Source organism: Psychrobacillus insolitus (genome assembly GCF_003254155.1).
Classification (GTDB): domain Bacteria; phylum Bacillota; class Bacilli; order Bacillales_A; family Planococcaceae; genus Psychrobacillus; species Psychrobacillus insolitus.
In genome coordinates this window covers 35,560-48,919 of record NZ_QKZI01000007.1, presented here as the reverse complement: position 1 = coordinate 48,919, position 13,360 = coordinate 35,560, and the positions used below count along the sequence as shown (strand labels likewise).

General features: G+C 34.7%; 16 protein-coding genes and 1 riboswitch. Of the genes, 9 read left to right on the top strand and 7 right to left on the bottom strand.

Translation table 11 applies throughout. The annotated features are described in order from the left end of the window. Window positions 1–23: 23 nt before the first annotated feature. Window positions 24–632, bottom strand: coding sequence for a DUF3298 and DUF4163 domain-containing protein (locus C7437_RS13500; RefSeq protein WP_111440268.1), 609 nt, complete (start codon window positions 630–632; stop codon window positions 24–26). Window positions 633–686: 54 nt separating this feature from the next. On the opposite strand from C7437_RS13500, the gene C7437_RS13495 reads away from it, so the two are divergent. The 6 genes from C7437_RS13495 (at window position 687) to C7437_RS13470 (ending at window position 5,630) form a co-directional block, all read left to right on the top strand. Then, complete coding sequence (locus C7437_RS13495; RefSeq protein WP_111440267.1) at window positions 687–1,418, top strand: AAA family ATPase; 732 nt, start codon at window positions 687–689, stop codon at window positions 1,416–1,418. Continuing rightward, window positions 1,419–2,000 carry a VanZ family protein gene (locus C7437_RS13490; protein ID WP_111440265.1) on the top strand — a complete coding sequence of 194 codons (582 nt, stop codon included), beginning with the start codon at window positions 1,419–1,421 and terminating at the stop codon, window positions 1,998–2,000. 55 nt (window positions 2,001–2,055) lie between these two features. Then, complete coding sequence (locus tag C7437_RS13485) at window positions 2,056–2,208, top strand: Fur-regulated basic protein FbpA (protein WP_111440263.1); 153 nt, start codon at window positions 2,056–2,058, stop codon at window positions 2,206–2,208. 153 nt (window positions 2,209–2,361) lie between these two features. Beyond that, on the top strand, window positions 2,362–3,513 hold the full coding sequence (locus tag C7437_RS13480; RefSeq protein ID WP_111440262.1) for a DEAD/DEAH box helicase: 1,152 nt from the start codon (window positions 2,362–2,364) through the stop codon (window positions 3,511–3,513). 3 nt (window positions 3,514–3,516) lie between these two features. Beyond that, a complete protein-coding gene (locus C7437_RS13475; RefSeq protein WP_111440260.1) occupies window positions 3,517–4,746 on the top strand; it encodes an aminopeptidase in 1,230 nt (409 codons plus the stop codon). Window positions 4,747–4,760: 14 nt separating this feature from the next. Then, on the top strand, window positions 4,761–5,630 hold the full coding sequence (locus tag C7437_RS13470; protein ID WP_170122381.1) for an SGNH/GDSL hydrolase family protein: 870 nt from the start codon (window positions 4,761–4,763) through the stop codon (window positions 5,628–5,630). 221 nt (window positions 5,631–5,851) lie between these two features. On the opposite strand, the gene C7437_RS13465 is transcribed toward C7437_RS13470, so the two are convergent. Then, a complete protein-coding gene (locus tag C7437_RS13465) occupies window positions 5,852–6,202 on the bottom strand; it encodes a magnetosome magnetite crystal formation protein family (protein WP_111440256.1) in 351 nt (116 codons plus the stop codon). Between the two features lie 202 nt (window positions 6,203–6,404). Further along, window positions 6,405–6,496, top strand: a riboswitch (TPP riboswitch). Between the two features lie 61 nt (window positions 6,497–6,557). Between C7437_RS13465 and thiT the strand changes: the two genes are divergently transcribed. Beyond that, complete coding sequence (gene thiT / locus C7437_RS13460; protein WP_111440405.1) at window positions 6,558–7,139, top strand: energy-coupled thiamine transporter ThiT; 582 nt, start codon at window positions 6,558–6,560, stop codon at window positions 7,137–7,139. A 48-nt stretch (window positions 7,140–7,187) separates the two neighbouring features. Then, a complete protein-coding gene (map, locus tag C7437_RS13455) occupies window positions 7,188–7,937 on the top strand; it encodes a type I methionyl aminopeptidase (RefSeq protein ID WP_111440255.1) in 750 nt (249 codons plus the stop codon). A 39-nt stretch (window positions 7,938–7,976) separates the two neighbouring features. Here the strand turns inward: map and C7437_RS13450 are convergent, their stop codons facing one another. Beyond that, complete coding sequence (locus tag C7437_RS13450; protein ID WP_111440253.1) at window positions 7,977–8,705, bottom strand: tryptophan-rich sensory protein; 729 nt, start codon at window positions 8,703–8,705, stop codon at window positions 7,977–7,979. A 461-nt stretch (window positions 8,706–9,166) separates the two neighbouring features. On the opposite strand from C7437_RS13450, the gene C7437_RS13445 reads away from it, so the two are divergent. Then, window positions 9,167–9,712 (top strand): GNAT family N-acetyltransferase, encoded by a 546-nt coding sequence (locus tag C7437_RS13445; protein ID WP_111440251.1) that lies wholly within the window; start codon window positions 9,167–9,169, stop codon window positions 9,710–9,712. A 135-nt stretch (window positions 9,713–9,847) separates the two neighbouring features. Here the strand turns inward: C7437_RS13445 and C7437_RS13440 are convergent, their stop codons facing one another. The 4 genes from C7437_RS13440 to C7437_RS13430 all read right to left on the bottom strand — a co-directional run bounded on the left by C7437_RS13440 (window position 9,848) and on the right by C7437_RS13430 (window position 13,317). Further along, window positions 9,848–10,411 carry a beta-class carbonic anhydrase gene (locus C7437_RS13440; protein ID WP_111440250.1) on the bottom strand — a complete coding sequence of 188 codons (564 nt, stop codon included), beginning with the start codon at window positions 10,409–10,411 and terminating at the stop codon, window positions 9,848–9,850. Window positions 10,412–10,576: 165 nt separating this feature from the next. Next, the gene (mreBH, locus tag C7437_RS13435) at window positions 10,577–11,584 is read right to left on the bottom strand and encodes a rod-share determining protein MreBH (protein ID WP_111440249.1); all 1,008 of its coding nucleotides are present in this window, start codon (window positions 11,582–11,584) and stop codon (window positions 10,577–10,579) included. Window positions 11,585–11,849: 265 nt separating this feature from the next. After that, window positions 11,850–11,990, bottom strand: a complete 141-nt coding sequence (locus tag C7437_RS17005) for a hypothetical protein (protein ID WP_170122380.1) — start codon at window positions 11,988–11,990, stop codon at window positions 11,850–11,852. Between the two features lie 94 nt (window positions 11,991–12,084). After that, window positions 12,085–13,317, bottom strand: coding sequence for an aminopeptidase (locus C7437_RS13430; RefSeq protein WP_111440403.1), 1,233 nt, complete (start codon window positions 13,315–13,317; stop codon window positions 12,085–12,087). Window positions 13,318–13,360: the final 43 nt, after the last annotated feature.

Genomic DNA, 13,360 nt, shown 5'->3' with positions numbered 1-13,360 from the left:
TAATTTAATATGAAAAGAAATTACTAGAACGAGAGTAATTTATCGAGAATTCCATTCGGGAGAATAATCTCTTCGATGTCTTTAATGGCGATTGGCACATAAGGAAACCCATATACATAAGGTGTCAATTCATATACTTGAAAGTAAATAACTAGGCTATGGTCCGCAACATAAAAATCTTGATCGGGACGAATACCTTCAAACTCTTCCAATAAAGGAACTTCCCACTCGATAAATTTCTTTTCAATGATCTGGGATAGGACTCTAACATAATCGCTAGTTGGTTTAAACAAATCCTCTAGTGCGTATTGCTTTCCAGTCGTTACATCAAATGTTAAAGACCTTGTAATGGTCAATCCATGTGCTCCACCTGTGAATGAGTAGACGGTTAATGATAAACTAAGGAAACCTCGTTCATTTGTTTTAATTTCATAGTTGCCAACCATCTCTACTAAATTCTTATTGTAAAAGCCTTGGTCGATTAAAATCGTGTTAAGCTGCTTAAGAATATGCCTATTTATCTTTTTTTGTATGGGTGGAAGAGGTAAGCTAGTAACAACAGGAAAATAGATTTTCACACTTGGAAAATTATGATATACATGCTTAGTGACAATTTGGACAGGTAGATCCAAGTTCCACGACCTTTCTCGTTAGATAGTAACTTATATGATTCGGGGGCGATGGTTATGTTTTTAAAAAAAGTAACGATACTTAGGAATGAACCAGACATAGAGGAACAATATCCTTTTACAATACCGACGATTAAAACTTTAACTGAGTTAGAGTTTACACATAACGTAACATTTTTAGTTGGTGAAAATGGGACAGGGAAGTCTACATTGCTAGAAGGAATTGCAGACAATTGTGGATTTAATACTGCAGGTGGAAATAGAAATAATATGTATGAAGTAGATGCTGCAGAAAGTGCACTTGGAAAATACCTTCGACTTTCTTGGATGCCTAAAGTGACGAATGGTTTCTTTTTACGTGCAGAATCATTTTATCAATTTGCATCTCATATTGATCAACAGGCAAGAGAATATCCGGTTGTTTTAGATAGTTATGGCGGGAAATCACTCCACGAACAATCGCACGGCGAATCGTTTATGTCTTTATTTTTAAATCGATTTAATGGAAGAGCCATCTATCTATTGGATGAGCCGGAAGCTGCACTTTCTCCGCAAAGACAGTTAGCTTTTTTACGCGTTATGCATGATTTAGTAACAGAAGAGGATTGCCAGTTTATAATAGCTACGCATTCACCAATTATTTTAGGATATCCGGAGGCGTCAATCCTAAGTTTTGATGATGGGAAAATTGAAGGGATAGAATATGAAATGACCGCACATTATCAACTAACAAAATACTTTCTTGATCATCGAGAGAAGTTCTTAAAAGAACTATTAGAAGATGAATAGATGACGATTATTATTGATTACTTAGACGATATGTTTTTTTTCATCTGCATGACTTTACCTGTAGTAATTATTTGGAGATTTTTCCGTTGGAAGAGGAGAGGTTTTGAGTTAAAAGAGAGTTTGCATGAGATTGGATTGCTACTCCTCGTTTCTGTTCTAGTAGGATTGTTTTCTCAAACAATTATTCCTAAATTTGGAGCAATACAAACGTATGGAACAGGTGTGAATTTAGAGTTATTTCGTGTTCTTAAAGAAACGTATAATGCCATTCGATATTTAGGGTTTTGGCAACCTTTTTATATTAATTTTCTTGGGAATATTATTCTTTTTATTCCTATTGGATTTTTATTGCCATTGCTTTTTAAAAGAATGGAGTTTCTCCCTTTTACTGTGATAGTTGGACTTTGTATCTCATTATTCATCGAAATAATGCAGCTTCCTCAAAATAGGAGCAGCGATGTCGATGATCTTTGGTTGAATACGCTGGGTGCACTTTTAGGATATTTGGTGTATCTAGTGTTTAGAAGGAAATTTTCTTTCGTCACTCGAGTGTTTAAGAAACTAAATGATAGAGGTTTATAACAGTACAAAAAGGGTTAAACTATATAGGAATAAAAAGAGCAAGGAGTTATCCAAAATGATAGTAAAAACAGATTCTAAAATGGAACAAAAAAGAGAAGATATAATAGAAGAATTTGTGAAAAATGGCGTATTTAAAATTGATGGAAAACAGCTATATGAATTGAACTTATATGAGCTAATGAAAGAGTATACAACAGAACAACAGTAATGGAAGTGCCACATAGACGTGGTGCTTTTTTTATGTATAAAGATTAGCTCAATTAATTATTAAAAATAGTTTTTTCAATCTATTCTTATGGCTAATTATCTATAAGAAAAATATGGTACACTTGACACAAACACAGATGAGGTGGAGAACAAATTGACTTTTTTACAAAATTTAAACGAAACATTACAAGAAAAATGGGCTAAATCTAACTTTGCATTTGAAATGCCTATACAATCTCAACTAATCCCACATATGCTTGATGGTTCAGATATAGTAGCAGAATCTCCGACGGGTACAGGTAAAACACTCGCATACGTCATTCCATTATTACAAAAAGTGGATACTACAAAAAAACAAACGCAAGCTTTAGTAATGGTTCCTTCTCAAGAACTAGGAATGCAAATTGTAGAAGTATTTCGTGAGTGGACAGCTGGGACGGATATTTCAGTTGCACAATTAATCGGTGGAGCCAATATAAACAGACAAATTGAGAAACTTAAAAAGAAACCACAAATTGTCGTAGGAACTCCAGGACGCTTACAGGAACTGATCAGAACGAAAAAGCTCAAAATTCATGAAGTGAAGATGATTGTATTAGATGAAGGTGACCAACTGTTAAGCAGAGAGCATCGCAGTATTGTAAAAGGAATAATCGATGGAACACAGGAGAGACAATTAGTTGTAACTTCTGCAACGATAACAGATGAAATCGAAATAGTTGTAGAACAATTGATGAAAAATCCAGTACGCATTCAAGTTACTGCAGAAGAACTACCATCACAAGGTGAGGTTATTCATAGTTTTGTCAAAACAGAACCACGTGATAAAACAGATTTTTTACGTAGACTTTCTCATCAAGAGGGAATGAGAGGGCTTGCTTTCGTTAATAGTCTGGACCAGCTTGTTATGAAGGAATCTAAATTATCTTACCGAAATGCCCCAATTGTGTCACTTCACGCTGATTTGAACAAAGAAGAGCGTAAGAAAGCACTAGACGATTTTAAAAATGGAAAAGCACATATATTAATCGCGACGGATGTTGCTGCAAGAGGATTAGATATTTCTGGAGTGACACATGTGATTCATGTAGATGTTCCACAATCAATTGAACAATATTTACACCGTTCTGGACGAACAGGGCGTGCAGGAGAAGATGGCGAAGTATTAACTTTGTTAACATATACAGATGAAAAAACATATAAAAAGTGGACAAAAGAGCTTCCAAGTAAACCGGTACAAAAAGTTTGGTATCGCGGAGAACTAATTGAAGGATCGTCTAAAACGATTGAAAAGAAAGGAAGATAAGTCATGAACTTCTCGGAGAAATTAGAAGAATATGCAGAGCTTGTTGTTAAAGTTGGATTGAACATTCAAAAAAACCAACCTCTACTTATTAATACAACTACAAATACAATTGAGTTCACTAGACTTATCGTTAAAAAAGCGTATGAAGCTGGTGCAAAGCGTGTAGATGTTAATTATTCGGATGAAGTGAATGCACGTGCATTTTATGATTTAGCTCCAGACGAAGCATTTCATGAGTTTCCGAAATGGGCTACGTTACAACGTGATGAACTAATTGAAAACAAAGGTGCACTCTTATGGATTGATGCTGATAATCCAGATATGCTTGAAGGAGTTTCGATTGATCGGATTTCTAATTTCCAAAAAGCAAGTGGAAAAGCATTAGCAAACTATAGAAAAGCAGTGATGAACGACGTGATCACATGGTCGATAGTTGCTATGCCTTCTGAGAAATGGGCAGCAAAGGTATTTCCTCATCTTGACCCAGCATTTCAAATGCAAGCGTTGTGGGATGTTATTTTCCAAGTAGTCAGAGTTGGTGAAGGAACAGCAGTTGAAAAGTGGAAGCAGCATATTGAAAACTTAGAAAGTCGTGCAGCACTTTTAAATGAAAAGAAATATAAAAAACTGCACTATAAGGCTCCAGGGACTGATATTCAAGTAGAACTTCCAACAGGCCATATTTGGCAAAGTGGATCTAGTAAAAATGCTCAAGCAGTTTCGTTTATAGCAAATATGCCGACGGAGGAAGTATTTACTGCTCCTCTAAAAACAGGTGTGAATGGATATGTGACAAATACAAAGCCATTCGTATTTAAAGGAAACGTTATTGATGGGTTTACCTTAATATTTGAAAATGGCGCGATTACGAAAGTTCAAGCATCTACTGGAGAAGAACTTTTAAAAGACCTAGTACAAACTGACGAAGGTGCAAAATATCTAGGAGAAATTGCTTTAGTTCCACATGAATCGCCAATCTCGGCATCCAATGTATTGTTTTTCAATACATTATTTGATGAGAATGCGTCTAATCATTTTGCTATAGGTGAAGCGTATCCCACTTGTATCGAGGGAGCACGTGGATTATCACATAGTGAACTGGAAAGCCTCGGCATAAATACGTCAATCGTGCATGAAGACTTTATGATTGGTAGCGGAGACATGGATATTATGGGAGAACTGGAAGATAGCACAAATGAACCTATTTTTATAAAAGGGACATGGGCATTCTAAGGAGTCGATTTTACATGAAAAGATGGATTGTTACATGCATAGTTTTGTTCCTATCATTTGTTTCCCTACCTGTGGAAGCAAAAGGATCTGAAGTTTATATCGCTATAGGAGATTCTTTAGCGGCTGGCCAAACGCCTTATCGACAAATTGATACTGGCTATACAGATTTAATAGCACAGGAATTACAACGGTTGGGCAAGCTAGGTTTTTATTCTAAAGCATTAGCTTTTCCGGGTTATACAACAGGTGAAGTATTGCATACAGTTCAAACAAAAGAAGCACAGGGATTATTGAAAAGTGCAACAGTTGTTACAATTTCTGCTGGTGCGAATGATCTGTTGCAACTCGTTCAAGTGAACCCAGCAAATGGATCAATTGCCTATCAACAAATTCCAACAGACTTAGCTTTAAATAATGTCCGAAAAAATATTACTTCGATTATTCAAGAAGTAAAACTAGCTGCTCCGAAAGCTAAAATCTATGTGATGGGATATTATTTTGCTTATCCACATATTCAAGATACGCAGAAACAAGGAATTAGCAAAGAATTAACTACATTACATACCATTTTAAAAACAGAAGCATTAGCAAATGGTGCAATGTATGTATCTGTAGAAGAATCATTCGTGGAAAATGCAAAAGAGTTAATACCGAACCAAGCCGATGTTCATCCAACAATGGAAGGATATCGATTGATGGCAAATGCATTTTTAAAACAGTATCATTCTTGGGTACAAGTATATCCACTAGAGTTACCTGCTCCAAATCCTTTGTCGTTTGAAGAAATTATTAAAAGACAATCAGATAATTCTACTCAGCCTGTTTCAAGAATAGAAGGCTTTGATCAGTACTTGTCACTAACAGAGTTTAAAGCATTTATATAATCTTAAAAAAAGAGCAAAATCTTGAGTCTATGTCGGACTCAAGATTTTGCTCTTTTCATTTCTTTACATTTTTTTTAGCTTTTAATGCTTTTTGAACGATTGGAATGACAATTGGTGCAAACTTCACTGCAGTTTTGACTAAACTTTTCAGACTCATATGAATCACTCCTAATTGAAATAATAATTACTGCATATGTTCCCGTATTAAAAATTCCTAAACCTTATCTTAACACTTTAATGCCTTGGATAATGTTCCAAATAAAAATAATCGCGTAAATTAACATATACACAAGCACAAATAACAGCGGTGTAGATGTCATGAATAAAGATGGTTCCTCATAAGTAGTATTCATAGAGAATGGAACAAAACTCGCGAAAATAGTAATAAATAAAACAATCATTAATACGACAGGAATAATATGTGAAACAAGAGCTCGTTTTGCATGTTGTTTCACATGAGAATCTTGTGAAATGAAATAAACGATAATTGGAAGTATAAAAGGAGCGAATAATACACTAAAATAAGAAAGGGAAGCTAGCACTTTATTATTTTCAAAATGAATTAAAATCATCTCCTTTCTCCTATGCATATTTGTCGAATATCATAACGACTAATACATTCGAAATATTTCTCTTGCATCTATTTTTGCCAAGTTCAGTGAAGGATAATCAAAAAACTCACTTTCATAAAGTATTTCTATTAGTATAACAATTAAGCTTACGAGGTTGCATTCCTTTTTTTAATAGATTACAATGAATTCGAACTAAATAATTCATAACCACAAGGGGCGTCGTTTAAGCGACTGAGATTGTACCCTTCGAACCTGTAAGTTAATGCTTGCGTAGGGATGTGGATGGAAACTGACAATCGCGATGTCTGGGTCTATCCCTGGGTCGTTTTTTTTGTGGTCAAAAAAGGAGATTACAATGAAAAATCAACGTGTATTGTTATTAGTAGAAATCGCTATTTTTGCAGCTCTTGGATATATATTAGATATGATTGGATTTGGAATGCCACAAGGGGGTACTGTTACCTTTGTACTTGTCCCTGTTATATTAATCGCGTTTCGCCGAGGAATAGTGGCAGGTTTAGTTACTGGACTACTAATTGGATTACTACAAGTAGTTACAGGTCGTTTTTATGCAGTACCACTTTCTTTTGAGATTGTTATCCTACAAGTTGGAATTGATTACTTTATAGCATTTATGGTGGCAGGATTCGCAGGATTATTACGACCAGCGTTTATGAAAGCATATGAACAAAAGGATAAGATGAAAATGGCATTATCCGTTATTATGGGGGTATTCATTGCAGCGTTCCTTCGATACCTTGCTCATGTCCTTTCAGGTATTCTATTTTTTGGAGAATTTGCTGGAGATCAGAACGTCATCATCTATTCAATGGTCTATAATTCAACGTATATGATTCCGGTATTTTTACTGGCAGCATTCATCTGTGTGATTTTATTCGTAAAAGCGCCACGTCTTTTACTGCCGCATAAAGTATAAATATGATATGATTATTGTACAGTTAGAAAGAGAAGGGATCTTGTAAATATGATTGTACAAACAAATGAAGAATTAGAAGCTTTAAAAAAGATTGGGAAAATTGTAGCGGAAATTAGAGATACGATGGTAGCTGCAACGAAACCAGGTATGACAACGAAAGAAATAGATGAAATAGGTGGCAAACTTTTTAAAGAACATGGAGCTATTTCAGGTCCAATGGGAGAGTATGATTTCCCAGGGTACACATGTATTAGTGTAAATGAAGAAGTTGCCCATGGTATTCCAGGTTCTCGCGTTATCAAAGACGGAGACATAGTGAATATTGACGTTTCAGGTTCTTATGATGGATATTTTGCAGATACTGGAATTTCTTTTGTTATTGGAGAAGGTTATCCTGAAAAAGAAAAATTATGTGCAGTAGCTGAAAGTGCATTTAATAGCGCGATGCTAAAAGTAAAAGTTGGCGCTCGATTGAACCAACTCGGTAAAGCTGTTGCTAGAGAAGCGCAGGATAATGGTTTACATGTCATCAAGAACTTAACTGGTCATGGTATTGGTAAATCACTTCACGAAGCTCCTCAACACGTACTTAATTATTACGACGCATGGGACCCGATTATATTAAAAGAAGGAATGGTCCTTGCAGTAGAACCGTTTATTTCTGAAAAAGCAGAGAACATTGTGGAATCAGGCGATGGCTGGACTTTTGTAACACCAGATAAATCGTTAGTTGCCCAAATTGAGCATACAGTTATCGTGACAAAAGAAGGACCATTATTGATAACTAAATTAGATTAATTAGGTAAAATAGGTAAAATAGAAAAAACGCCTTCGAAATTAACTTTTCGAAGGCGTTTTTTTGATATATAGTATTCCTACTATGAGTACACAAATTAAAAATAAAGAAACGGAAGAGATGAATAATACATCCAGTTTATGGCGGACCATAATTCCAAAGAAAGCCCAAATGAAAACGAGTACTATTGCACGATCATTATAATGATAACGGAAATGAAGAGCGATTGCAGTCGCAATAGTAAGGTAGATAACGGTCCAAAGTGGTTTAGTCATTCCGAATCCACTGAATTCATAATATGTTAATACATAATCTAAATTTGCAAATAGAGCAACAAAAATCCAACCTAGATAAATAGATATAGGCAATCTTTGTTTAAAAAGTTGTCTTTCACTTGAGTATGTCATATAAAGTAAAAATAATGTAACAAGCAATCCAAACATAGCAATTAATGAATAATTAAAATATTCATAATGCCACGAAAAAATCCAACTAATATTGAAAATGGATGAAATTACAAATAATAATACTCGGGACATAGGAAGAGTTTTTGTCTGACGATATTCTTTTAGCATATTCCAAATCCAATAAGCTAAAAGCACATAGATAACACCCCAAATACTAAAAACAAAACCAGCTGGTGTAAATAATGCTGGGAGTCTATTTGAAATTTCTGCAGTTGTTTGATTATTAATCGGAAGCGTATTAGCTAGAGTATTAGTGGCTACAGTTGCAATAAAACTGAAAATCAAAAGGAATAGTTTGAACATTCATTCCCCTCCTTCTATTAAATAAGTATACCTTTGAAACAAAGCGACTACAAATCGTATTTATGAATGTTTCGTGACAAAAAACGGAATAATTGGATAATAAAAAACATGGTATACTATTTTAAAATGGGTATCAAAAATTGGAGGAATATGAAATGATTGAAAAATAAAGCCAGAAGTAAGATGTTTGGATATATTCTTTGAAGGAAAATTTCTATCCATCGAATATTTAAATGTAAAATAGACGATGCTAGGGGAAGAATGAATCCCATGAATTAGGACATGTATCTTATTCATATACTATAGGACCCGTTTACTGGCTGTCATGACAGTAGAAGGGGTTGCTATGAAATATATAGAGAAAGCTAAGAAAAAAAGCATTTTGGATGAATGGTATTAATCTTTTCATACAAGTTGTACATGAGTTTGTCCAATTAACTAATGTAAAAGGGTGAAGATGCTTGATCTATTTAGAAGGAAAAACGTGCTATTTGCGTACTTTAAATATAAATGATGCGCCGAGTTTAGCGAATCTAGTGTATCGAAATAAACGTTTCTGGTCCATTTATGAGCCATTACATCGTGATGAGTATTATACAACGGTAGTGCAGCGAGAAAAAATTCGAGAATCACAAATGTTGTTGAAAGAAAAAAGAGAATTTAGTTTTGGTGTGTTTTTACCTGAAACTGACCAAGTGATTGGACATATTTCATTGTATAGTCTAAAAAGAATGCCTTTTTCTAGTGGCCTCATTGGTTATTCAATTGACGAAGAATTCATCGGAAAAGGAATTGCATCTGCATCCGTAAAACTAGTTAGGCATTTTGCTTTTGAACATGTAAATTTAAATCGGATAGAGGCGTATGTATCTCCCAAAAATTTAGGGTCTATTAAAGTGCTAGAAAATAACCAATTCCAAAGAGAAGGTTTGTTAAGAAAACTTCTTTTTATTAATGGGAAGTGGGAAGATCATTATATGTATGCATCTATTAGTGATGAGTTTTGAAAGGGTAAGAATATATTCAAAAGATTGAATGCTCAAATGAAAGGGTGGCTATTCGAATGAATAGCCACCCTTTGTCAATTTCCCAGGAAATAACAGAGAAATTGTTGAATTGTGTATTTATATATTAAAGGAATATCATTCTGCAGAACCATCAGAAACTATGTCTAGTCTACCCGTATTTGGATCGATTATTAGACCGTGTACAGGGACATCTTTTAGCATTAATGGATGATTACGAATCATATCTACACTATGTAACACACTTTCTTTCACATCAGAAAAACCTTCTAACCATTCTTCCACATTTACACCTGAGTTTTTCAAAATTTCAATAACTTTGGGATCTACACCCCTTTTAGTCATTTTTTCAATAATTTGATCGGTTTTGATTGCGCTCATACCACAATCGTAATGTCCAATGACATAAATTTCATCTGCATGAAGTTCATAGACTGCTACGATTAAGCTACGCATGATTCCGCCAAATGGATGGTTAATAATAGCTCCAGCACTTTTTACGATTTTTACATCGCCATTTTTTAAATTCATGGATTTAGGTAGCATTTCAACCAAACGTGTGTCCATGCAAGTTAATATAACAATTTTTTTATCTGGAAACTTAGTTGTTAAGTAAGGTTCGTATAATTTTTCCTGCACAAAAGTGCCGTTATAAACTAATATATCTTGTAAACTAGTCATAAAACTCCTCCTTCTTTTCTCACTATTTATTTTATATGAAAAAAGCAAAAAAAACTTCTAATTTGATTAATAAATTTATGTGACACGTCTAACTCCTATTATGCTCAGTGTTCCTAATATGTAAAAAGTCAGCCACTCACATAAATTATCGGGAGTGGCTGAACGTTATTTTGCTATTTTTTGTTTTCTCTCAGAGATGAAATATGCTTTACCGGTTCCAATTGCAACAGATTGTAACGGCTCAGGAGCTAAATTTACAGGAACTTCTATGACACTTGAAAGCCACTCGGTTAAGCCCTTTAGAAGAGAGCCACCGCCTGTTAAAATTACGCCATGATCGACAATATCACCTGATAGTTCGGGTGGACAAATTTCAAGAGTTGCACGAATCGCTTCTAATATTGTTTCTAGTGATTCTCTTAAAACTCCTTGAATTTGATTTGAAGATAGGTTTATCGTAAGTGGTAGCCCGGTTACTACGTCTCTTCCTCTTATATCCATAAATTCTATCGTATGTGGTAATAATGCATAACCAATTGTTTTCTTAATTTCTTCTGCAGTTGGCTCGCCAATTAATACATTATACTCTTTTCTTACGTAGTGTATAATTGCTTCATCCATTTTATCACCTGCAGATTTTACAGTGTTAGAGGCTACAACGCCGCCAAAAGAGATGATACCTACTTCAGTTGTCCCGCCACCGATATCCACAATCATACTTGCAACAGGTTCACTTACTGGTAATCCTGCTCCAATCGCTGCTGCAACGGGTTCTTCCATGAGTTGTACTTCTTTTGCTCCACTTTGTCGAACTGCATCTTGTATTGCTCTACGTTCAACAGAGGTAGCACCAGAAGGAGTGCAAACAACAACAGTCGGTTTTCTTAGGGTTGCTCCTAACTTCTTGCTTGCTTTTTGCATGATCAATTTTAATAACTGTGTAGTAATATCAAAATCGGCAATAACGCCGTCTTTTAAAGGTTTAATAATTTCTATAGAAGGCGGTGTTTTACCAATCATTTTTTTTGCTTCTTCTCCAAAAGCAATGATTTCTTTTGTTTTAGTATTTATTGCAACAACAGTTGGTTCATCTATTAGTAAACCTTTATTTTTAGTATAAACTAATGTATTAGCTGTTCCTAAATCTATTCCAATATGTGCATTTGAAAACATTAGACTTCCTCCAATCAAATCATACTTAATAAGTATAATGGATAATTGACGACTTAACATTTGTTATATAATGGATGTTTTCATATATTTCATTGGAAATTAGTCGTAAAGGCATAGCGGGAAAAATGAAAATGATTAAAAAGGACCAGTTTGTAATTATTCTGTTACAACTTTGTCGCGCAAATGAAAGGTAAATGTGAACAAGTAACATGGTATTTTTTTCAAGAAATAAAAAAACAATCGCAATAATTGCGATTGTCATAAATTAGTATCTAACTGTTGGTTTTGGATCTACAACTTCTGCATCGTGAGAATTCATGCTTTGAGAGAAGAAATGCAAAATTGCATAACCTGTAATCCCCATGATACTTACGAAACCAAGAACTGTAACTATGAATAAGCCCATTAATAACACCTCACTAGTTATGTTAATAATATTATTATAGCTTATATCAAGTTAATAAGTAAGTAGAATTATATAGAAATACATATAAATTCAGTTAAAATGCCCAATTTCCATTCCGAAAGATAGCTTCAGTTGTTCCGTCTTCTTTGATGCCATCAATATCCATTTTGTCCGAACCAATCATAAAGTCAACATGGGTAATACTTTCGTTCACACCATTTTGATTAAGTTCTTCACGACTCATGTTCTTACCACCTTTTAGACAAAAAGCATAAGCACTGCCGATAGCTAAGTGGTTGGAAGCATTTTCATCAAAAAGTGTGTTATAGAATAACAAATTAGAGTTAGAGATTGGAGAATCATGAGGGACAAGTGCAACTTCTCCTAAGTAATGAGAACCTTCATCCGTAGCAACTAAATTTTCAAGGACGTCTTGGCCTTGTTTTGCAATTACTTGGACAATGCGCCCTTGTTCAAATGTAATTGTAAACTCATCGATAATGTTACCGCCATAGCTAAGAGGTTTTGAGCTTGCAACGTATCCATCCACTCCAGTTTTCAGAGGTAAGGTAAATACTTCTTCAGTTGGCATATTAGCCATGAATTCGTGCCCTTTTTCGTTTACACTACCTGCTCCACACCATAGATGTCCCGCTGGAAGTTCAATAGTCAAATCTGTCCCTGGTGCTGTATAGTGAAGTTTTTTATAGTTTTTATCATTCAAGTAATCTACTTTTGTGTGTAAAAGTGCATCATGTTCTTTCCACGCTGCAACTGGGTCTAATAGATCTGCACGGACTGCTTTAAAAATAGCATCCCATAGGGCAGAAACTTGAAGTTCTTCTGCTAACTCAGGGAACACTTTTTTAGCCCAATCTTTAGAAGGGGAAGCTATAACTGTCCAGCTGATTTTGTCTGATTGAACAAACTGACGATATTTACTCAATGCTTGTCCAGCAGCTTTTTGGAATGCTGAAATTTTGGATGAATCTATTCCTTTTAATAAATCAGGGCTTTGGCTTATGATACTCATGAATGCAGCACCATCTTCTGCCAGTATTTCTTTTTCTTTTGCTTTCCAAGAAGGGAAGAAGCTGAAAGAATCAGCAGGAGCTAAGTCATAGCGTAAACGAGTGATTTGATCATCTGAAAAATCAACAAAAACTTGTTTTGCTCCAACTTCATATGCTTTTTTAGTAATTAATCGAACAAGCTCAACACTGTCAATAGAGGAAGCAATATATAAATTCTGTCCAGGTTGAATGTTCACTCCTACTTCTACAGCGAGTCCAGCGTATTTTTCTAGTTTATTTATAAATGTTGTCATTTCATACTTCCTTTCTGTATTTTCTTTCATAATAGCCCTTCGA